We start from the raw sequence: 19,935 nt of genomic DNA, 5'->3' as shown, positions 1-19,935 counted from the left end.
ATGCCGACGTATCTGGGGCATGAGCCCGACCCTGACCGATCGCCGCCGACTGCTCGCCGGCGCCTCCGCCCTGACCGTCGCGGCCTGCGCGCCGGGCGGAGCGGACGCCCAGGACGGCCGGTACGCCGACTCGCCGTGGCGGGATCTGACCGAGGCGGAATGGCGTCGCCGCCTGCCGGGCATCAGCTACGACGTGCTGCGCCGTGAGGCGACGGAGCGGCCCTTCACCAGCCCGTTGAACGACGAGGCGCGCGCCGGGACCTATGTCTGCAAGGGCTGCGAACTGCCCCTGTTCCGGTCGGACTGGAAGTACGATTCCGGCACGGGCTGGCCCAGTTTCTTCCGCGCGATGGAGGCGAACGTCGGCACGAAGACCGATTACGCCCTCGGCGTCCCGCGCACCGAGTATCACTGCGCCCGCTGCCTGGGGCATCAGGGGCATGTCTTCGACGACGGGCCGCGCCCGACGGGCAAGCGCTGGTGCAACAACGGCGCGGCGCTGAACTTCCGGCCCAGCTAGATCCGACGGGCCTTCAGCGCGCTCTCCGCCGTCGCGCCGAACAGTACGGCCGCGATGATGACCAGCAGGCCGTAGTCGCGGCCGGGCCAGAAGATCGGCACGGCGGCGCAGATCAGGATCATCATCGGGAACAGCGCGGCCCAGACCGCCGTCGCGGGGTTCCGGGGCGAGATCAGCGGCGCGCGGACGGGCCGCTTCATCATCCGGTCGAACACGGGGTTCAGCAGCAGGAAGCCGCCGGCGCAGATGATCGCCAGCAGCGGGTTCCGGATCAGGGCGACCGGTGGGCCGTAAACCGCCGTGGTCAGCACGACCAGCAGCAGGGCGAATGCGGCGGACAGGGCGAGGAGGGCGTTCGGCTCCAGACGGTTCAAGACTTCACTTTCACATACGATCCCGGAGCGGACTCAAGAGGGGGGAATGCGCCCTTTTCGGGGTCGCGGGCCTTCACCCAGCCGCCCGAGCGGTCGTGCAGCCAGCCGGACCAATGCTCCCACCAGCTGCCCGGACGCTCCTCGGCCCCCGCCTGCCATTCGGCCAGGGTCTCGGGCAGGTCGGGGTTCAGCCAGTGTTGGTACTTCTTCGCAGACGGCGGATTGACCACGCCCGCGATGTGGCCGGATCCCGCGAGCGTCAGGGTCACGTCGGCGTTCGAAAAGGCGCGGGCCGAGCGATAGACCGAGTTCATCGGGGCGATGTGATCCTCGCGGCTGGCCTGAAAATACAGAGGGATCTGCACGTTCGACAGATCGACCTTGATTCCTCCGATTTCGAATTCGCCTTTGGACAGAAGGTTCTGGCCGTACATGCTGCGCAGATAGTTCAGGTGCAGGGCCTTGGGCATCCGCGTCTGGTCGGCGTTCCAGAACAGGAGATCGAAGGCCGGCGGATCCTTGCCCATCAGATAGTTGCTGACGAAGAACGACCAGATCAGGTCGTTGGCGCGCAAAGCGTTGAACGTGTCGGCCATGGCCGCGCCGGGCAGCACGCCGCCGGCGGCGTCCATCTTCTTCTCGATCTCGGCCAGCCAGTGCTCGTCGGTGAACAGCAACAGGTCGCCAGCCTCGGCGAAGTCGTGCTGGGCGGCGAAGAACGTGGCGGCATTGACGCGGTCGTCCCCCGTGGCCGCCATGTGCGCCAGCGCCGCGCCCAGCAGGGTGCCGCCGATGCAGTAGCCCACGGCGTTCAGGCTGTCGGCTCCCGACTGCTCCAGCGCCTTTTCGACGGCGCGGTAGATGCCCTTCTCCAGATACTGGTCGAAGTCCCATTCGGCCTTGTCGCGGTCCGGATTGACCCACGAACAGACGAAGACGGTGAACCCCTGGGCCGACAGCCAGCGGATCATCGAGTTCCCGGGCTGCAGGTCCAGGATGTAGAACTTGTTGATCCAGGGCGGGAAGATCAGCAGCGGAATGGCGCGCTGCTTTTCCGTGGCGGGGTCATACTGGATGAGTTCGAACAGCTCGTCGCGCCAGATGACCTTGCCCGGCGCGGTGGCCACGTTCACACCGACCTCGAACCGCCCGTAGTCGGCCTGGCTGATTTTCAGCTTGCCCATGCCGCGTTCCAGATCCGCGGCGAAGTTCTGCATGCCCTTCACCAGGCTCTCGCCGTTAGTCTCCGCCATGGCCTTCAACGCGGCGGGGTTGGAGGCGAGGAAGTTGGACGGGGAGAAGGCGTCGGTCAGCAGCCTGGTGAAGAACTCGGCGCGGCGCTTCGTCCTCGGATCGACGTCCTCGACGGACGAAACCAGGCCATTCATCCAGTCGGAGGTGATCAGATACGACCGCCGCATGACGTCGAACATGGGATTCTCGGACCAGGCCGGATCCTTGAACCGTTTGTCGGCGGGCGGCGGGGCCGGGGTCTCGCCCGCCGCCTGCCGCGTCGCGCCGGCCCACAGGTCGAGGTAGCGGTTGAACAGATCGGCTTGGGCGGCGAAGAGCTTCTCGGGTCGTGAGGCCAGGCCGGTCATCACCTGCGTCATGGCCGGCCCCACGTTGAAGGGGTCGGGCGACAAGGCGGCGGGGCGATCGGCCTGGTTGAGCGCCGCCTCGGCGATCGCCGCCTGCGCCGTCATGGCCGCCCGGGCGATGTTCATGGACAGGGTCTCGAGCATCTCCCGGGAATTCTCCGCCGACGGCTGCCGAGGCGGCGGAGCGGCCGGCGGAGCCTCGTCGGCGGTGGCGGTGGCGTCGGGGGAAGGCCCCCGCCGGGCGTCGGCGGCGGCTTTCGCGCTCTTCCCGCGCGGCTTTGCTGACGTCGGGCGCCCGGGCTTCCGCGGACCGGCCGCTGGGGGGGGCGTCGTCCCCGTCGGTCGCCTGGCCATCGTCGCTTCCCCGTCCTGATCTTCCGCCGGCGCCGATCATGGCATATGACCGGGCCCGAAATGAACGCGTCGGCATTGAAAAAGACGGGCGCCCCCATCGCCGCCGCGGCGTTGATGGCGCTGGGCGGTTGCGAAACCGCGCTCGACACGGCGGAAAGCGCGGATCCCGCAGAAACCGCCCGCATCGCCGAGATCGTCAACGCGAATCGCGCCTATCCGCGCTGGGAGGACTTTCCCAGCGTCGGGACGGACGGGCCGACGCCGGGTGAGGTGCGCGCCGAGGTCGCGGCCCTGCGCGCGGACGGCGCGGCCTTGCAGGCCCGGATGGCCGCCCTTCCGCCCGTGGACGACGCCACGGGATTGGAAGCCGACGTCCGCGCCCGCGTCGAGGCCGTGCCGGTCTCGCCGGACACGCAGCGCACCCGGGAACAGCTGGACGCCTTCGCCCGCGATCTGCGGGAACGTGCCCGCCCGCCCGCGCCCATTCCGCGACGCTGAGTCGTCGCCGACGTCTGAATCTGCGAGCCTGTTCTCGCCAAGGAGAATCGCCCATGGCCGAAACGGCCCACGCTTCCAACCTCGCCGCCGACGCCGCGCGCGTCACCGAGCTGGCGGCCATCGCCTCGTACGACCAGATCGGCCGCGGCGACGAGAAGCACGCCGACCAACTGGCCGTCGACGCCATGCGCACCGCCCTGAACACGCTCGACATCGACGGCAAGATCGTGATCGGCGAGGGCGAACGCGACGAGGCGCCGATGCTGTACATCGGGGAGAAGGTCGGCACCGGCAAAGGCCCCGCGATCGACATCGCGTTGGATCCGCTGGAAGGCACCACGCTGACGGCCAAGGCCATGGCCAACGCCCTGTGCGTGCTGGCCATGTCGCCGGGCGGCGGGATGCTGCACGCCCCGGACACCTACATGGACAAGATCGCCGTCGGTCCGGGCTATCCGGCGGGCACGGTCGATCTGGACAACTCGCCCCAGGACAACGTGCTGTCGCTGGCCAAGGCCAAGGGCGTGGCGACGGACCAGATCACGGTCTGCGTCATGGACCGCCCGCGCCACGCGGAATTGATCGCCGCCCTGCGCGAGGTCGGCGCCAAGGTGGTGCTGATCACCGACGGCGACGTGGCGGGCGTGATCCATACGACCCAGCCCGAGACGGGCATCGACATGTACCTGGGCTCCGGCGGAGCGCCCGAGGGCGTGCTGGCCGCCGCGGCGCTGAAGTGCGTGGGCGGGCATTTCCAAGGGCGCCTGATCTTCCGCAACGACGAGGAGCGGGCCCGTGCGGCGCGCACGGGCGTGACAGACTTCTCCCGGAAGTACGACCTGCATGAGCTGGTGTCCAAGGACGCCGTCTTCGCCGCCACCGGCGTCACCAAGGGCGCCCTTCTGGATGGCGTGCAGATGGGCGAGGGCTACGTCTCGACGCACACGCTGGTCATGGATTCGTCTGACGGGACCGTCCGGCGCATCCGCACGACGCGGCGTCTCTGATGGCCGATGGGGCCCCGCACGGAGCCCTGACCGCCTTCATGGGGGTGGAACGCTCGCTATCGGGCCGCGCCTGGCGACAACGCGCGGCGGACGCAGAGGTCGTGCGTGGCCTCATGCAGGCGCACGGCCTGACCGAACCGCTGTCCAGGGCGCTTGCGGCGCGCGGGCAGGACGCGGCGGGCGCGGCGGACTTCCTGGAGCCGACGCTGCGGACATGGTTCCCCGATCCGTCCTCCTTCCTCGACATGGACGTGGCTGCCGAGGCGATCGTGGACGCCGTCGCAGGCGGCGCGGCGGTGCACGTGTTCGCCGACTACGACGTGGACGGGGCGTCCAGCGCCGCCCTGCTTGTGCGATGGTTCAGGGCCATGGGGCGCGATCTTCCGATCTACGTCCCCGATCGTCTGACCGAGGGCTACGGCCCCAGCCCGGCGGCCTTCGACGCCCTGAAGGCCCGGGGCGCCGATCTGGTCGTGACCGTGGACTGCGGCGCCGCGGCGGTGGCGGCGCTCGAGCATGCGGCCGCGATCGGACTGAAGGTCGTGGTGATCGACCATCACCTGATGCGGGCGTCGCCCCCGGCCGTGGCCGTCGTCAATCCGAACCGGCCGGGATGCGGCTCCGGTCAGGGCAATCTGGCGGCGGCGGGCGTGGTCTTCGTCTTGCTGGCGGCGCTGAATCGCGAGGCACGTCGGCGTGGCCTGTTCACGTCGAGGCCGGAACCGGACCTGCGGCGATGGCTGGACCTGGCCGCGCTGGGCGCCATCTGCGACGTGACGGCCCTGACGGGGTTCAACCGGGCATTGGCCATGCTCGGGCTCCGCGTCATGTCAGGATGGGCCAATCCGGGGCTCAGAGCGCTTCTGGAAGCGGCCGGGTCGGAACCGGGGCCGGCGGGAACGAACCATGCCGGCTTCATCCTGGGACCGCGGATCAATGCGGGCGGCCGGATCGGCCGCGCCGATCTGGGCGCACGGCTCCTGTCGACCGACGACCCGATCGAGGCGCGCTCGCTCGCGGCCGAGCTTCATTCCCTGAACCTCGAACGCCGGGAAGTGGAACGGCAGGTCACCGAAGCCGCCGTGCGCCGGGTCGAGGCCACCGGCGCCCATGCCGACGACCGCGCCGTCGTCGTGGTGGCCGGCGAGGACTGGCACCCCGGCGTGATCGGCGTCGTCGCGGGCCGGCTTCGCGAGCGTTGGCGCAAGCCGGTGATCGTGATCGGCCTGGACGCCGTCAACAACGTCGGCAAGGGCTCGGGGCGATCTCAACCCGGCATGGACCTGGGGCGCGCGGTGCAGGCGGCCTGGGACGCGGGCGTCGTGTTGGCCGGCGGGGGGCACCCGATGGCGGCGGGGCTGACGGTCGCCGCCGACCGGGTGGGCGAGTTGTCGGCCTTCCTGAACGAGCGACTCAGGGACTCGCGCGCCGACGCGGTCGAGCTGGACGCCCTGGAGATCGACGCCCTGGTCGAGCCGCGGGCGGTCGATCGCGCCCTCTTCGACGGGTTCCAGAGGCTGACGCCGCACGGCCCGGGCAACCCGGAGCCGATGTTCGCGCTGGAAGGCGTGGTCGCGCGGGAGCCGGCGCCGATGGGGCAGGGACACGTGCGGTGCCGTCTGACCGGCCCTGACGGCGCGTCGGTCCGGGCCGTGGCGTGGCGCTGCGCCGACCTGCCGCTCGGCCGCGCGTTGCTGGCGGGGCAGGGGGGGCTGATGGTGGCGGGACGTCTCAGGGCGGACGACTGGAACGGCCGCCGCGGGGTGCAATTCGAGATCGAGGACGTCGCCGATCCGCGGGCGGTTTGAGGGGGTTGCACCCATCGGAATCGGCGGCTATATCGCCGGCTCCCCGCGCAGCGGTCCCTTCGTCTATCGGTTAGGACGTCAGGTTTTCAACCTGAAAAGAGGGGTTCGATTCCCCTAGGGACTGCCACGCGGGGCCTTCCTAAAAAGTTGGCGACGCTCACCCGTCCAAACGCGCGACTACGCCGTGATCGCGCGTGCGCAAGGCTTCGTCGCGCTCGGAAAAGCAGCGTTTTTTCCCTTTTCAGTCATTCACGGAACGGTGATAAATGAGCCGCCCCGCGTGTCGCGGAGGGGGGGCTCAAGGCTGTGTCGGAATTGGAGGAAGCGGGCGCGTCCGCCACGGTGCGCATCGCGGGCAAGATCAAGTGGTTCGATCCCGGCAAGGGATACGGTTTCATCGTTCCGGACGACCCGTCGCAGACCGAACTCCGCGATGTGCTTCTTCATGTCTCCAGCCTGAGGCAGAGCGGACTTGAAGAGGCGGCGGAGGGCGCGGCGATCAGTTGCGACTGCGTGCGGCGCCCCAAGGGATGGCAGGTGGTGGAGGTGCTGACGCTCGACGCCCCTCCGGCCGAGACGCCCCGGCGCGGCGGCTACGACGCCCTGCGTCAGGCTTCGGACGCCGGCGTCGAGGTCGACGGCCCCATGGAACGAGCGGTGGTGAAGTGGTTCAACCGCACCAAGGGCTACGGCTTCGTGGTCCGCGACGGCGCGGCCGGCGACATCTTCGTGCACGTGGAGACGTTGCGTCGATGCGGGCTTGACGACCTCGCGCCCGGTGAGGCCGTATCCGTGCGGTTCGCCGAGGGTCCCAAAGGGCTCGTGGTGGCGGAGATTCGGCCGGGCGGCTGACTGGCGTCGCCCCGCGCAGTGCGAGGCGAGCATGTTCGATCGAAGACTGGTTTTGACGGCGGCGCTGGTGACGGCGCTCGGCGCCTGTGCGGGCGATGCTGCGGTTCCGAAGGACCAGGACGGCAATCCGCTCGAGAAGTTGACCGTCGTGACGACGTCGGGCGAGCACGAGTTCTGGGTCGAGATCGCCGACGACGATGAGGAACGTCAGCGCGGCCTCATGTTCCGCCAGCCCCTCGCCGACGACCGCGGCATGCTGTTCGAGTTTCCGGAGGCCGCGGAGCGTGGCTTCTGGATGCGCAACACCCCGAGCTCGCTGGACATCGTCTACATCGGGGCCGATGGCCGGATCGTCTCGATCGCCAAACACACCACGCCCTATTCCGAGAGCACCTATCCCTCGAACGGCCCGGCCAAGGGCGTTCTGGAAACCCGCGCCGGGCGGATGGACGAGATCGGCGCCAAAGCGGGCGATCGCGTGGTGCATCCGTTCTTCGGCGGCTGATCTCGTTGCCGGATTCCACGGAGCGTGGCAGAAGGCCCTCCCTTCCGTCGGGGTGTGGCGCAGCCTGGTAGCGCATCTGCTTTGGGAGCAGAGGGTCGGAGGTTCGAATCCTCTCGCCCCGACCAAGGGACAAGTGATCGGAGACCGTCATGTTCGCGCGCATCTATCGTCCCGCCCGCACCGCCATGCAGTCCGGCAAGGCCAAGACGCGCGAGTGGCGGCTGGAATTCGAGCCCGCCTCGGCGCGCTTCCTGGATCCGCTGATGGGGTGGACCGGTTCCACCGACATGAACGGCCAGGTCCGCCTGACCTTCGACACCCAGGAAGAGGCCGTGGACTACGCCCGGCGCCACGGCATCGCCTTCCGCGTGCAGGAGCCGAATGAGCCCGCGCCGGTGCTCAAGGCCTATGCCGACAACTTCGCCACGGGGCGGAGACAGCCCTGGACGCACTGACGTCTTGCGGGCGGCCGCCGCTCGCGACCCGGTCGCTCGCCGCTTGAGCCGCGTGGCGAGCACGCGTATCGCCGGAACAGGCGCCCGTAGCTCAACCGGATAGAGCATCCGCCTTCTAAGCGGACGGTTGCAGGTTCGAGTCCTGCCGGGCGCGCCATGATCGGACCCGGCGGGTTGCGATGCGGGCGTGGGGGGCTATGGTCCGCCCGCGATGCTGCGCCGCCTGGTCCCCATCCTCTTGCCCCTCGCCCTTGCCCTCCCGGCTTGCGGCGATCGCGCGCGGGAGCCGGACCGGACCGGACGGGACGGCGTCACCGCGCCCTCGACCGGCGGCCGCGTGGTGGCGCTGGAGAGCCCGACCCTGCAGGCGGTCAAGCGGCGCGGCCGGTTGAACTGCGGCGTCCATGAGGGACTGGTCGGCTTCGCCTTCACCGACAATCGCGGGCAATGGCGAGGCTTCGACGTCGATTTCTGCCGCGCCTTGGCCGCAGCCGTGCTGGGGGATCCGAACGCGGTCCGGTTCGTGCCCCTGAGCAATCGCGACCGCCTCGCCGCCGTCCAGGACGGGCGAGTGGACGTCCTGTGGCGGAACACCAGCTGGACCATGACCCGGGACGTCAGCGAGGGGGTGGCGTTCGCCGGCGTCAATTACTACGACGGTCAGGGCTTCATGGTTCGTCGGGCGCTGAACCTGACCAGCGCCACCGAACTGAACGGCGCGCGCGTCTGCGTGCAGGGCTCGTCCACCTCGCAGCTGAACCTGGCCGACTGGTTCCGGGTTCGCGGCCTCGACTACGAGCCGGTCGTGCTGGCCGGCGAGGAAGAGGCGCGGCAGGCCTATGCGCGGGAGGATTGCGACGCCTTCACGGCCGACGTCTCGGCTCTGGCGGCGGCGCGGACGACGCTCGCCAATCCCGAGCAACACGCGATCCTGCCGGACGTGATCTCCAAGGAGCCGCTGGGGCCGGTCACCCGGCGCGGCGACGAAGGGTGGACCGCCGTGGTGCGGTGGACGCTGAACGGACTCGTCCTCGCCGAGGAGCTGGGCATAACCCAGTCGGCCGCACGCGGCGACGACGAGCCGCGCGATCCCCGGGCGCGCCGCCTGCTGGGGCTCGACGGCGAGTTCGGCCCCATGCTGGGCCTCGACCGCGATTGGGCCCGCGCGGCGATCGCCGCGGGCGGAAATTACGGCGAGATCTTCGAGCGGAACGTGGGTGCGGATTCGCCCCTCGACCTCGCCCGGGGTCTCAACGCACAATGGAACGCTGAACCGGGCGGGCTGATGTACGCCCTTCCGATTCGATAGGCCTCGGCGAGAAGGTCGACAGGGGGACGCATGGACACGGTCAAGCGCGGCGGAATTCCGCTCTACGTCTGGATGCTGCTGGGCTTCACGCTCGGCCTGGCGGGCGGGCTCTACGTCAACCAGAACGACCTGGTGGTGATCCCTTGGGTGATGGAGATCGTCCAGGCGGTCGGACAGATCTTCCTGCGCCTGCTGTTCATGCTGGTACTGCCCCTGCTGTTCGCGGCCCTGGCCGTCGGCGTGGCCGAGATGGGCGATCTGAAATCGCTGGGGCGCGTCGGGTTCAAGACGCTGCTGTTCACCGTCCTCGTGTCGGCCATCGCCGTGGGCATCGGCCTGCTCATGGTCAACTATTTCCGACCGGGCGACGGGGTCGATCCGGTGCTGGCGCAGCAGCTGCTGGCCGAGGGCGCGGAGGGCGCCGCGGGAATCGTCGGAAACGCGCCGACAAGCATCGAGGCGGGCAAGTTCTTCCTCGACATGATCCCGTCGAACGTCGTCACGGCCGCGGCGGAGAACCAGATCCTGCCGGTCATGGTCTTCGCCCTGATCTTCGGCATCGGCATGGTGATGGCGAAGTCGCCGGCTACGGACCGGCTGCAGGAGAGCCTGCAGGGGCTGTTCGAGGTGATGATGAAGCTCATCAACCTCGTCATCAAACTGGCCCCGATCGCGATCGCGGCGCTCATGTTCAACCTGGCCGCGCTGTTCGGCTGGGAGCTGCTGGTCCGGCTGGGCGCCTATGCCGGCGTGGCCCTCGGCGCCATGGCGATCCACATGTTCGTCGTCTACCCGCTGCTGGTGATGATCTTCGGCGGCATGAATCCGCTGAAGTTCGCCAACGGCGTGAAGGAGCCGTTCGTGGTGGCCTTCTCCACCGCCTCCTCCAACGCGACCCTGCCGATCGCCCTGAAGGCGGCGGAGGAGAAGCTGAAGCTGCCGCGCCGCATCTCCCGCTTCGTGCTGACGGTGGGCGCCACCGCGAACCAGAACGGCACCGCCCTGTTCGAAGGCGTCACCGTGCTGTTCCTCGCCCAGTTCTTCGGCGTCGAACTGAGCCTGTATCAGCAGTTGGTGGTCATGCTGGTCTGCATCCTGGGCGGCATCGGCACGGCCGGCGTGCCTGCGGGATCGTTGCCCGTCGTGGCGCTGATCCTGGTGATGGTGGGCGTTCCGCCGGAGGGGATCGGCCTGATCCTGGGCGTCGACCGCTTCCTCGACATGTGCAGGACCACCCTGAACGTGACCGGCGACCTGGTCGCCGCCACCGTGGTTTCCCGCGGCGAGACCGACGCCGTGGTCCCTGCCGACGAGCCGGACCCCGTCGCCCCGCCTGCCTGATGCGGGTCAGCCCGTCTCGACCGGCAGGTCGGGGCGGGCGCCCCATTCGGACCAGCTGCCGTCATACAGGCGGGACGGTCGGCCCAGGATCTCCAGCCCCAGCGACAGGATCGCGGCCGTGACGCCGGAGCCGCAGGTGGTCACTACCGGCCGGGAGAGATCGACGCCGGCGGCCTGGAAGACATGCTCGAGCTCCGCTCCGGTCTTTACCGTGCCGTCGGAACGCAGCAGGTCGGAGTAGGGTAGATTGGTCGCTCCGGGCATGTGACCCGGGCGCACGCCGGGCCTTTCCGCCGCCTGTCCCCGAAATCGCGCCGCCCCGCGGGCGTCGATCACCTGGGTCTCGCCGGCGAGCGCCGCCCGGACTTCCGGCACGCCCACGACCCTTCCGTCGTCGAACCTCGCCCGGAACACCTCAGGCGGCGTCGGCCGCTGGGGCCCGTTCTCCATCGGCCGGCCTTCGGCGCGCCACTTCGGCAGGCCGCCGTCCAGCAGGCGCACGTCGCGCGCGCCCATGATCTTCAGCATCCAGCGCACCCGGGCCGCGGAGAACAGGCCGACGGCGTCATAGACCACGATCGGCGCCTCGACGGTCAGCCCCAGAGACCCCGCATAGGGGGCGAAGTCCGGCGGATCGGGAAGCATGTGCGGCAAGGGCGACCCCGCGGCCGAGGCGGCTTCCAGGTCGAAGAAGCGCGCGCCGGGAATGCGCGCCTGCTCGAATTCCGCCCGGCCGTCGCGCGAGCCGAGATGCCAGCTGGCGTCGAGGAGGCGCAGAGCGGGGTCGTCGAGTCGGTCGCCCAGTTCCCGTGTCGAGATCAGCGGAGAGTCCATGCCGACATCCTATCACGCCCGGTCGCAGCCTCGCGGCGGGCCGTCCGGATGACCGGAATGTAATGCGCGGCGGCGTGACTTCGCGGGTCGCACGATGTTAGCTGGCCGGCATCGAGATCGAGGAAACCTCACCATGTTCAAACGCGTGTTCGTCGCCGGCCTTTCGGCCCTCCTGCTGGCGGGCGCGTCGTCCGTGGCCCTCGCCCAGACGGTCGACGCGCAACTGGGCGACCGGATGAAGGGACACATCACCTACCTGGCGTCGGACGAGCTGGAAGGCCGCGACACCGGATCGGCCGGGCACATCCTGGCCGCCGAGTACGTCGAGCGTCACTATGCCGAGTTCGGCCTGAAGCCGCTGGGGAACGCCGAGGGCTCCAGCTGGCGCCAGCCGATCACCTTCGCCAACATCACCACGACCGGCGGCACGATGCGCGTCGGCGACCAGACCTTCACCCAGGGCCAGCACGCGGCCCTGTACAGCACCGTCATCGGCGAGCAGGCGTTCGATGCCGAGATGGTCTTCGTCGGCCATGGCGTCGTCGCGCCGACCGAGGGCATCGACGACTACGCCGGCCTGGACGTGCGCGGGAAGGTCGTGGTGGTTCTGTATGACATGCCGCAGGGCCTGCCGAGCGAGCTGAGCGCCCACATCCAGTCTTCGAAGGCGACGACGGCGGCGGAGCGCGGCGCGATCGGCGTTCTGACCCTGTTGCCGGCGCAGGCGCGCCCGGCTCCGTGGGCCTATCTGATGACCTTCCTGGGCGAACCCCAGATGAAGTGGACGGACGCCCAGGGGCGACCGCAGTCCGACGCGAAGGGCCTGCAGTTCGAGGGGTATCTGAGCACGCCGATGTCCGACGCCCTGTTCGCGGGCGCGCCGATGTCGGCTCAGGAAGTCCAGACGAAGGGCGCGGCGGAGCGGGTGCAGGGCTTCGCCCTGCCGGGTCGCATGAGCGGCACGATCTCGACCTCCGCCGAGCTGATCGAGAGCCCCAACGTCGTCGGCGTGCTCGAAGGCTCCGACCCGGAACTGAAGAATGAGTACGTCGTCGTTCTGGGCCACCTGGATCACGAAGGCGTCGATCCCGAGCAGGAAGGCGACGACAAGATCTTCAACGGCGCCATGGACAACGCCTCCGGCATCGCGACGATGATCGAAGTCGCCCGCGAGCTGTCGAAGAATCCGCCGAAGCGCTCGGTGATCTTCCTCGCCGTGACCGCTGAAGAGAAAGGCCTTCTGGGGTCCAGCTATTTCGCCGCCAATCCGACAGTGCCGCTGCAGAACATCGTCGCGGCGGTCAACCTGGACATGCCGATCCTGACCTACGCCTTCGAGGATCTGGTCGCCTTCGGCGCGGAGCACTCGACGCTGGGGGTTGTGGTCAAGGCGGCGACCGAGGCGGTGGGCGTGGGCCTGACGCCCGATCCGACGCCCGAAGAGGCCTTCTTCGTCCGCTCCGACCACTATGAGTTCGTGAAGGCGGGCGTGCCTTCGGTCTATCTGGACCCGGGCCCCGCCGGCCCGGGCGCGGCGGCCAGCGCCGACTTCCTCGAGAACCACTATCACAAGGTTTCCGATGAAGTGACCCTGCCCATCGACTGGAACGCCGCGGCCCGCTTCGCCGTGGTCAACACCTCGATCGCCCGCACGATCGCGGACGGCGAGCGGCCGCTGTGGTACGCCGACAGCCCCTTCGCCTCGCCGGACCGTCCGACGGCCCAGCGACCGGCGAACTGATCCACAGTCCAGCACGCGTAAATGCCGGAACGGGACGCTAGACTGGCGTCCCGTTTTCGATTCTGAGCCCGATGACCATCCACGCCCCGCCGCCGGAAGGCGGCCGCATCGTCGAAGAGCCCATGGGCGAGGCGCTGAGCCGACGCTACCTGGCCTATGCCTTGTCGACGATCACCAATCGCGCCCTGCCAGACGTGCGCGACGGCTTCAAGCCGGTGCACCGCCGCATCCTTTACGCGATGCACCAGATGCGGCTGAACCCACAGGCGGCGGCGCGGAAGTGCGCCAAGGTGGTGGGCGAGGTGATGGGGGGCTATCACCCGCACGGCGACGCCTCCATCTATGACGCTCTGGTGCGGCTGGCGCAGGACTTCGCCCAGCGCTACCCGCTGGTGGACGGTCAGGGCAATTTCGGCAACATCGACGGCGATAACGCCGCGGCCATGCGCTACACCGAGTGCAAGCTGACCGCGGCCGCGACCCTGATGCTGCAAGGCATCGACCAGGACGCCGTCGACTTCCGCCCCACCTATGACGACCAGGACACCGAGCCGGTCGTCCTGCCGGCGGGCTTCCCCAATCTGCTGGCCAACGGGTCTTCCGGCATCGCCGTGGGCATGGCGACCTCGATTCCGCCGCACAACGCCGCGGAACTGATCGACGCGTGTTTGGACCTGCTGAAGCGGCCCGAGACGACGACGGAGGGACTGGTCGCGCGGGTCCCCGGGCCGGATTTCCCGACCGGCGGCGTGGCGGTCGAGGGACACGCCAGCCTGCTGGAGGCCTATGAGACCGGCCGCGGCGGCGTGCGCCTGCGGGCGCGCTGGGAGACGGAGGATCTGGGCCGCGGCATGTGGCGGATCGTCGTCACCGAGGTGCCGTACCAGGTTCAGAAAGGGCGGCTGATCGAGCAGCTGGCGGATCTGATCGAGCAGAAGAAGTCGCCCCTTCTGGCCGACGTGCGCGACGAGTCGGCCGAGGACGTCCGCATCGTGCTCGAGCCGAAGAGCCGCACGGTGACGCCCGACGTGATGATGGAAAGCCTCTTCCGGCTGTCGGATCTCGAGATCCGCTTCCCCATCAACATGACGGTGCTGGACGCCGACGGCACGCCTCGCGTCATGGGGCTGAAGGCGTGCCTCGTCGCCTTCCTCGATCACCGTCGCGAGGTTCTGCTCCGCCGCTCGCGCTGGCGGGCGGACAGGATCGAGGCGCGGCTGCACCTTCTGGAAGGCCTGCGCATCGTCTTCCTGAATCTGGACGAGGTCATCCGCATCGTCCGCGAGGAGGAGACGCCGAAGGCCGTGCTGATCGCTCGCTTCGGCCTGACGGAGACCCAGGCCGACTACGTCCTCGACACCCGACTGCGCCAGCTGGCGCGGATCGAAGAAATGGCGATCGAGAACGAGTTCAAGGAGTTGTCGGAGGAGCTTGCGGGTCTGAACGAGATGTTCGCCTCGCCCGCCAAACAGACGAGGCTGCTGGCCATCGGTCTGGAGGACGTGCGCAAGGCGCTGGTGTCGCCGCGGCGGACCACGATCGCGGAAGCGGTGGACGTCTCGGCTCCGCCGCCGATCGACGCCTTCATTCCGCGCGAAGCCATCACGGTGATCCTGTCGGAACGCGGCTGGATCCGCGCCGCCAAGGGAAAGGTGGAGGATCCGTCCGAACTGAAGTTCAAGGAGGGAGACGCCCTGGCCTTCCTGGTCCCGGCCTTCACGACCGACAAGCTTCTGGTGGCGGCGTCGGACGGGCGCATCTTCACCGTGGGGGCCGACAAGCTGGCGTCCGGGCGCGGGCACGGCGAGCCGCTGCGGCTGATGATCGATCTCGACGAAAAGGCCGACATCGTGAATCTGCTGGCCCATCGGCCCGGGGGCAGGCTGCTGGTCGCGTCGAAGGCCGGCTACGGGTTCATTGCGCCCGAAGACGACCTGTTGGCGCAGAAGCGGGGCGGCAAGCAGGTTCTGAACGGCGAGATGCTGGTCGCCGTCCGGGTCGCCGGAGACCATGTCGCCACCATCGGGGAAAACATCAAGGCGCTGGTCTTCCCCCTTGAAGAGCTTCCGGAAATGGGCCGTGGCAAGGGCGTGAAGCTGCAGGGCTTCAAGCAGGGCGGACTGGCCGACGTCACGGTCTTCGCGGCCGAGGCCGGGCCGGAATGGGTCGACGGCGGCGGACGCCGCCGCAGCTGGCCGGACTGGAAGGACTGGTTGGGCAAGCGCGCCCAGGCCGGGCGGCAGGGCCCCCGCGGCCTAAGGAAGTTCCGGTAGTTCGGGAAGGGGCGCCCAGCCGAAGCGGGTGAGCGCCTCGAGCGGGCGGAAGCGGGCCTTGTAATCCATGGTCCGCGAGCCTTCGACCCAGTAGCCGAGGTAGACGAACGGCAGGCCGAGGTTCCGCGCCTGCACGACGTGGTCCAGAACGGCGAAGACCCCGAGGCCGCGCTTTTCCTCGGACGGGTCGAAGAAGCTGTAGACCATGGACAGGCCGTCGGAGAGCACGTCGGTGAGGGCCACCCCCATCAGCCGGCCCGGCCCGCCGTCCAGGGAAGGCAGGCGGTACTCGACCAGATGCGTCCGCACGGCCGTGTCCTCGACCATGGCGACGTAGTCCAGCCAGCCCATGTCGCTCATGCCGCCGGTCGGGTGCCGCGCCGTCAGGTAGCGGCGGAGCAGATCGAACTGCTCGACCGTGGCCTCGGCCTCGACGAAGTGCCGGACCAGATCAGCGTTTCGGCGCAGCGTGCGGGCGCGGTTCCGCGACATGTCGAAGCGATTCAGGGGAATGCGGACCGACACGCAGGCGTCGCAGGCGTCGCAGGCGGGGCGATAGGCGATGTTCTGGCTGCGCCGGAAGCCCGCCTGGGTCAGCTCGTCGTTGACCCAGGCGCCGTCGGAGAAGGGCAGGTTGGCGAAGACCTTCCGCTCCGTCCTGCCGGGCAGGTAGGGACAGGGCGCCGTCGCCGTCATGTAGAACCGCAGCTGACGACGGGGGACGTGCTGGGTCACGGCCGCTTCCGTGAGGATCCGCGAGAAGAGACGCCGCTCATGGGCGGATTTGAACGCCGCCTCGTGGCGCCCGCAAGGCGATTCGCTCCGCGGGCGGCGGGGATCACAGACTGGTGTCCCGCGGCAGGACCGGCGCTTCCCTGAGCAGCACGATCGAGATGCGGCGATTGCCCGCGAGGGTGGGATCGTCGGGGTACAGCGGATCCGACCCCGCCTTGCCGGACACCGAATAGACGCGGTCCGGGTCGACGCCCGCCGCCTGCAGGATCAGGCGCGAAGCGTCCGCGCGCTGGGCCGACAGCGCCCAGTCGCCCGGTGCGCTGGCGCGGCTGGAACCGGCCACCGCGCTCGTGTGGCCGGTGATGGAGATGCGGTTGGGCAGCTGGACGATGACCTTGGCCACGGCGCGGAGCAGCAACTGGGCGCGCGCGTTCGGGCGGGCCGAGTTCTGGTCGAACATGGACCGGCCCTCCTGATCGACGATCTGGATGCGCAGGCCTTCGGGCGTCTGGTCGATGATCAGCTGCTTCGACAGCTCGGCCAGTTCCGGCATCGACTGCATGGCCTGGCGCAGGGAGGCGGCGGCGGAGGCGAACTCCGCGGCCTCGCGGCGCGCGATTTCCTCGCGCAGGGCCTCCTCGCTGGCGGCGGCGAGGTTGGAAGACTGACCGGCCTCCTGCGGCGCGTCCTGCGGCGCCTCCGGGGCCAGTTCAGTGATCACCGACATCGACCCGGAGCTCTTGGCGCCGTCGTCTCCGAGCGACGTCCCGCCGAGGATGCCGCCGGAGCCGGACGTGGTGGCCGAGACGCTGGCCGGGGCGAAATACTCGGCGATGCCGCGCTTCTGCTCCGGGTCCGTCGTGTTGATCAGCCACATCAGCAGGAAGAAGGCCATCATGGCGGTCACGAAGTCCGCGTAAGCCACCTTCCACGCCCCGCCGTGATGGCCATGGCCGACGACCTTCTTGACCTTCTTGATCAGGATCGGGCGGTCGGCGTTGGACATGGAAACCTGCGAGCGAGGAACATCCGCCGAAGGATCGGGGAGACAGGGTTAAGGTGGCGTTTCCCATGAGCGGCGAGCCCTGCGGCCTTGTGCTCGGGCGCCGCTGCTTGAGGTGCGGAGCGAAGACCCTTAGGTGCGGGTCATGTCCCTCGAACCCGTGCCCGACGATCTGGCGGCCGCTTCCATGGCCTACCGCCGCGCCCTGGGCGCCTTCGCGACGGGCGTCTGCGTGATGACGGTCGACGGCCCCGGCGGACCGGTCGGAATCACCGCCAACTCCTTCGCGTCGGTGTCGTTGGAGCCACGCCTCATTCTGTGGTCGATTGCCCTGACGAGCGAGCGCATGCCGGCCTTCGCCGCGGCGGAGCGGTTCGCGGTGCATGTCCTGCGCGCCGACGACGCGAAACGGGCTGACCGCTTCGCGCGGGGCGACTGTCGCTTGACGCCCGAGGACGCGACGTTCGCGCCCGGCTTCGCACCGCGCCTGGCGGACGTGCTCGCGCGTCTGGACTGCGCCGTCCATGCGCGGTCGGAGGTGGGAGATCATCTGCTCGTCATCGGACGCGTCGAGGATTTCGACACCTCCGACGGCGACGCCCTGACCTATTTCCGTGGCCGCTACGGGCAGGCCTCGTCGGAGATCCGGGAATGAAGATCGCTTTCGTGGGGCTGGGCGTCATGGGCGCGCCGATGGCCGGGCATCTGGTTCGCGCGGGACATGAGGTGACGGGCTTCAACCGGTCTCCGGAGAAGGCCGCGCGTTGGGCCGAGGCGCACGGAGGACGCGCTGCGGCGTCGGCGGCCGCGGCGGCCGACGGCGCCGAACTGCTGATCCTGTGCGTCGGCGACGACGACGACGTGCGGCGGAGCGTGACGTCCGGGCTCGAAGCGACGGCGTCGGACGCGGTCGTGGTCGATCACACGACGACTTCGGCCGTGGTCGCCCGGGAGATGGCGGCGCTGGCCGAGGCGTCCGGCCGTCGTTTTCTGGATGCCCCCGTGTCCGGCGGGCAGGCCGGCGCCGAGGCCGGCAAGCTCAGCGTCATGGTCGGGGGCGATGCGGCGGCGCTGGAGACGGCCCGGCCCGCGTTGGGCGCCTATTCCAAGGCGATCCGCCACATGGGCCCCGCCGGATCCGGTCAGCTGACCAAGATGGTCAACCAGATCTGCATCGCCGGGGTGGTCCAGGGCCTCGCGGAAGCGGTGCACTTCACGGAGCGGGCGGGGCTGGACCCCGAGGCGGTGCTGGCCGCCGTGTCGCAGGGCGCGGCGCAGAGCTGGCAGATGGACAATCGCTGGGCGACCATGTGTCGGGGCGAGTTCGACTTCGGCTTCGCGGTCGACTGGATGCGCAAGGACCTCGGTCTGGTGCTGGACGAGGCGCGGCGGAACGGCAGCCGGCTTGCCCTGACGGCGCTGGTCGATCAGTTCTATGCCGAGGTGCAGGCGTTGGGGGGATCGCGATGGGACACGTCGAGTCTGGCGGCGCGGCTGAGCGACCGCATCGCGAGCGGCTCTGGGAGCTCTGGCGCGCCCTGAAGAAGCCTTTCGGCGTCTGGAGCCTGATCCCGTCGGGCTTCGTCACGCCGGGGGCGTGGGGGTACGTGGGGGTCGACTTCCTGACGGGCTTTCGCGCGAACAGGTCGACGCAGGACAGCTTCGACTTGTTGGCGGACGTCGACGGGCCCACGTTCGACGCCCTGTCGGCGCTGGCGAACCTGAACGTCCGCCGCCAGGAGCAGATGCTGAAGGCGGTCGTGATCGCCTATCTGACGGTGCCGATTTCGGTTCTCGCCATCGTCGCCGAGGTGGCGGGCGACAGCCTGGTCAGCTTCGCGCGCGACAACCTGCAGCACGTGGTGGCGATCGGCGCCGGGCTGACCCTCGGGGCGTTGGCCTATTACCTCAGCACCTGGCGGGCACATCAGATCGTGGGCGTGCTCGACCTGATCCGGATCGAGCGCGGACAGGCTCCCTACACGGCGCTCGAGCTCCGCGACGAATAAGCCTCAGGCGTCGAGGAATTTCACCTCACCGGAGTGCATCTGCTTCACGGCGGCGACGATCTTCAGCGTGCCGGCCTCGACCGCGTCGGCCAGGCTGGCGTCGGCGGTGGCCAGCTTGCGCGCGACCCAGCGGGCGTTCTCCTCGACGGGCGATCCGTTCCCTGCGCGCGCGGCGAGCACCGGCGGGATGATCGGCACGATCATCTCCTCAAGCGAGGGGTCCAGCGCCGCGCCGTCGACGATGGATTCCGCCGCCGCCACGGCGCCGCAGCCGGTGTGACCCATGACGACGACCAGCGGGCACTTGAGGTGCTTCACCGCATAGACGATCGACGACAGGCCGCGCCGGTCGACGGTGTTGCCCGCGACGCGGATGGAGAACAGACGGCCGAAGCCCTGGTTGAACAGGATGGTCGGCGGCGTGCGGCTGTCGGCGCAGCCGACGATGGTGGCGATGGGGTTCTGGCCGCCCTGCAGGTCGTCCAGGTCGTTCGCCTTGACGTGCCCCAGATTGTTCTCGCCGCGCAGGAAGGCGGCGTTGCCGTCGCGCAGCTGTTGCAGCGCCTCGTCGGGGGTCGGTCCGCGCGGGGCGGGCGTGACCGCGGGCTCCGTGGCGGCCGGGGCGGGCGCGGTCTCAATCGGAGCGGGCGGCGGGGAGCCCCCGGTCTTGTTCTTGCCGAACCCGAACATGGCGCATCCCCCTGCGTCAGACCTGA

Annotated in this window: 20 protein-coding genes and 3 tRNA genes; 17 read left to right on the top strand and 6 right to left on the bottom strand. The window is 69.4% G+C overall.

What is annotated here, in order from left to right:
• Positions 1–19 precede the first annotated feature (19 nt).
• Positions 20–520: a peptide-methionine (R)-S-oxide reductase MsrB gene (gene msrB, locus EFJ44_RS10935; RefSeq protein WP_125257239.1), complete on the top strand. Its 501-nt coding sequence runs from the start codon at positions 20–22 to the stop codon at positions 518–520.
• On the opposite strand, the gene EFJ44_RS10930 is transcribed toward msrB, so the two are convergent.
• On the bottom strand, positions 517–894 hold the full coding sequence (locus EFJ44_RS10930; protein WP_125257238.1) for a hypothetical protein: 378 nt from the start codon (positions 892–894) through the stop codon (positions 517–519). The genes msrB and EFJ44_RS10930 overlap by 4 nt on opposite strands.
• Complete coding sequence (phaC, locus tag EFJ44_RS10925; RefSeq protein WP_125257237.1) at positions 891–2,849, bottom strand: class I poly(R)-hydroxyalkanoic acid synthase; 1,959 nt, start codon at positions 2,847–2,849, stop codon at positions 891–893. The genes EFJ44_RS10930 and phaC overlap by 4 nt, the downstream gene beginning before the upstream one ends.
• A gap of 75 nt (positions 2,850–2,924) precedes the next feature.
• Between phaC and EFJ44_RS10920 the strand changes: the two genes are divergently transcribed.
• The 11 genes from EFJ44_RS10920 to EFJ44_RS10870 all read left to right on the top strand — a co-directional run bounded on the left by EFJ44_RS10920 (position 2,925) and on the right by EFJ44_RS10870 (position 10,624).
• Positions 2,925–3,347, top strand: coding sequence for a hypothetical protein (locus EFJ44_RS10920; RefSeq protein ID WP_164511903.1), 423 nt, complete (start codon positions 2,925–2,927; stop codon positions 3,345–3,347).
• Between the two features lie 53 nt (positions 3,348–3,400).
• On the top strand, positions 3,401–4,354 hold the full coding sequence (glpX, locus tag EFJ44_RS10915) for a class II fructose-bisphosphatase (protein WP_125257235.1): 954 nt from the start codon (positions 3,401–3,403) through the stop codon (positions 4,352–4,354).
• On the top strand, positions 4,354–6,162 hold the full coding sequence (gene recJ, locus EFJ44_RS10910) for a single-stranded-DNA-specific exonuclease RecJ (RefSeq protein WP_125257234.1): 1,809 nt from the start codon (positions 4,354–4,356) through the stop codon (positions 6,160–6,162). The genes glpX and recJ overlap by 1 nt, the downstream gene beginning before the upstream one ends.
• Before the next feature lie 52 nt (positions 6,163–6,214).
• Positions 6,215–6,289 (top strand) — tRNA-Glu (locus EFJ44_RS10905).
• 179 nt (positions 6,290–6,468) lie between these two features.
• The gene (locus EFJ44_RS10900; protein ID WP_125257233.1) at positions 6,469–7,014 is read left to right on the top strand and encodes a cold-shock protein; all 546 of its coding nucleotides are present in this window, start codon (positions 6,469–6,471) and stop codon (positions 7,012–7,014) included.
• Positions 7,015–7,045: 31 nt separating this feature from the next.
• Positions 7,046–7,519 carry a DUF192 domain-containing protein gene (locus tag EFJ44_RS10895; protein WP_125257232.1) on the top strand — a complete coding sequence of 158 codons (474 nt, stop codon included), beginning with the start codon at positions 7,046–7,048 and terminating at the stop codon, positions 7,517–7,519.
• A 48-nt stretch (positions 7,520–7,567) separates the two neighbouring features.
• Positions 7,568–7,644: transfer RNA gene (locus tag EFJ44_RS10890), tRNA-Pro, on the top strand.
• Between the two features lie 24 nt (positions 7,645–7,668).
• On the top strand, positions 7,669–7,974 hold the full coding sequence (locus EFJ44_RS10885; protein WP_125257231.1) for an ETC complex I subunit: 306 nt from the start codon (positions 7,669–7,671) through the stop codon (positions 7,972–7,974).
• An 80-nt stretch (positions 7,975–8,054) separates the two neighbouring features.
• Positions 8,055–8,131: transfer RNA gene (locus EFJ44_RS10880), tRNA-Arg, on the top strand.
• Positions 8,132–8,185: 54 nt separating this feature from the next.
• Entirely contained in the window at positions 8,186–9,283 is a 1,098-nt protein-coding gene (locus EFJ44_RS10875; RefSeq protein ID WP_125257230.1) for an amino acid ABC transporter substrate-binding protein, read from the top strand.
• 30 nt (positions 9,284–9,313) lie between these two features.
• Positions 9,314–10,624, top strand: a complete 1,311-nt coding sequence (locus EFJ44_RS10870; RefSeq protein ID WP_125257229.1) for a dicarboxylate/amino acid:cation symporter — start codon at positions 9,314–9,316, stop codon at positions 10,622–10,624.
• 6 nt (positions 10,625–10,630) lie between these two features.
• Here the strand turns inward: EFJ44_RS10870 and sseA are convergent, their stop codons facing one another.
• Positions 10,631–11,458 (bottom strand): 3-mercaptopyruvate sulfurtransferase, encoded by an 828-nt coding sequence (sseA, locus tag EFJ44_RS10865; RefSeq protein ID WP_125257228.1) that lies wholly within the window; start codon positions 11,456–11,458, stop codon positions 10,631–10,633.
• A 133-nt stretch (positions 11,459–11,591) separates the two neighbouring features.
• Between sseA and EFJ44_RS10860 the strand changes: the two genes are divergently transcribed.
• Positions 11,592–13,199 (top strand): M28 family metallopeptidase, encoded by a 1,608-nt coding sequence (locus tag EFJ44_RS10860; protein WP_125257227.1) that lies wholly within the window; start codon positions 11,592–11,594, stop codon positions 13,197–13,199.
• A 71-nt stretch (positions 13,200–13,270) separates the two neighbouring features.
• A complete protein-coding gene (gene parC, locus EFJ44_RS10855) occupies positions 13,271–15,472 on the top strand; it encodes a DNA topoisomerase IV subunit A (protein WP_125257226.1) in 2,202 nt (733 codons plus the stop codon).
• On the opposite strand, the gene EFJ44_RS10850 is transcribed toward parC, so the two are convergent.
• Positions 15,455–16,207, bottom strand: coding sequence for an arginyltransferase (locus tag EFJ44_RS10850; protein WP_125257225.1), 753 nt, complete (start codon positions 16,205–16,207; stop codon positions 15,455–15,457). The two genes, parC and EFJ44_RS10850, sit on opposite strands and share 18 nt — an antisense overlap.
• Positions 16,208–16,310: 103 nt before the next feature.
• Positions 16,311–17,213: a flagellar motor protein MotB gene (locus EFJ44_RS10845; RefSeq protein WP_125257224.1), complete on the bottom strand. Its 903-nt coding sequence runs from the start codon at positions 17,211–17,213 to the stop codon at positions 16,311–16,313.
• 142 nt (positions 17,214–17,355) lie between these two features.
• On the opposite strand from EFJ44_RS10845, the gene EFJ44_RS10840 reads away from it, so the two are divergent.
• Genes EFJ44_RS10840 through EFJ44_RS10830 form a run of 3 tightly spaced genes read left to right on the top strand, consistent with a single transcriptional unit; the run spans position 17,356 to position 19,219 of the window.
• Positions 17,356–17,865, top strand: a complete 510-nt coding sequence (locus EFJ44_RS10840) for a flavin reductase family protein (RefSeq protein WP_125257223.1) — start codon at positions 17,356–17,358, stop codon at positions 17,863–17,865.
• Positions 17,862–18,752, top strand: a complete 891-nt coding sequence (locus EFJ44_RS10835) for an NAD(P)-dependent oxidoreductase (protein ID WP_125257222.1) — start codon at positions 17,862–17,864, stop codon at positions 18,750–18,752. The genes EFJ44_RS10840 and EFJ44_RS10835 overlap by 4 nt, the downstream gene beginning before the upstream one ends.
• Positions 18,677–19,219 (top strand): hypothetical protein, encoded by a 543-nt coding sequence (locus EFJ44_RS10830; RefSeq protein ID WP_125257221.1) that lies wholly within the window; start codon positions 18,677–18,679, stop codon positions 19,217–19,219. Before EFJ44_RS10835 ends, EFJ44_RS10830 begins: the two co-directional genes overlap by 76 nt.
• Before the next feature lie 3 nt (positions 19,220–19,222).
• Here EFJ44_RS10830 and EFJ44_RS10825 read toward each other — a convergent pair whose 3' ends face one another.
• Positions 19,223–19,909 carry a carbonic anhydrase gene (locus tag EFJ44_RS10825; RefSeq protein ID WP_125257220.1) on the bottom strand — a complete coding sequence of 229 codons (687 nt, stop codon included), beginning with the start codon at positions 19,907–19,909 and terminating at the stop codon, positions 19,223–19,225.
• Positions 19,910–19,935 lie beyond the last annotated feature (26 nt).

Source organism: Brevundimonas fluminis (assembly GCF_003934285.1).
Taxonomy (GTDB): Bacteria; Pseudomonadota; Alphaproteobacteria; order Caulobacterales; family Caulobacteraceae; genus Brevundimonas; species Brevundimonas fluminis.
This window is presented reverse-complemented; position numbering and strand designations above follow the sequence as displayed.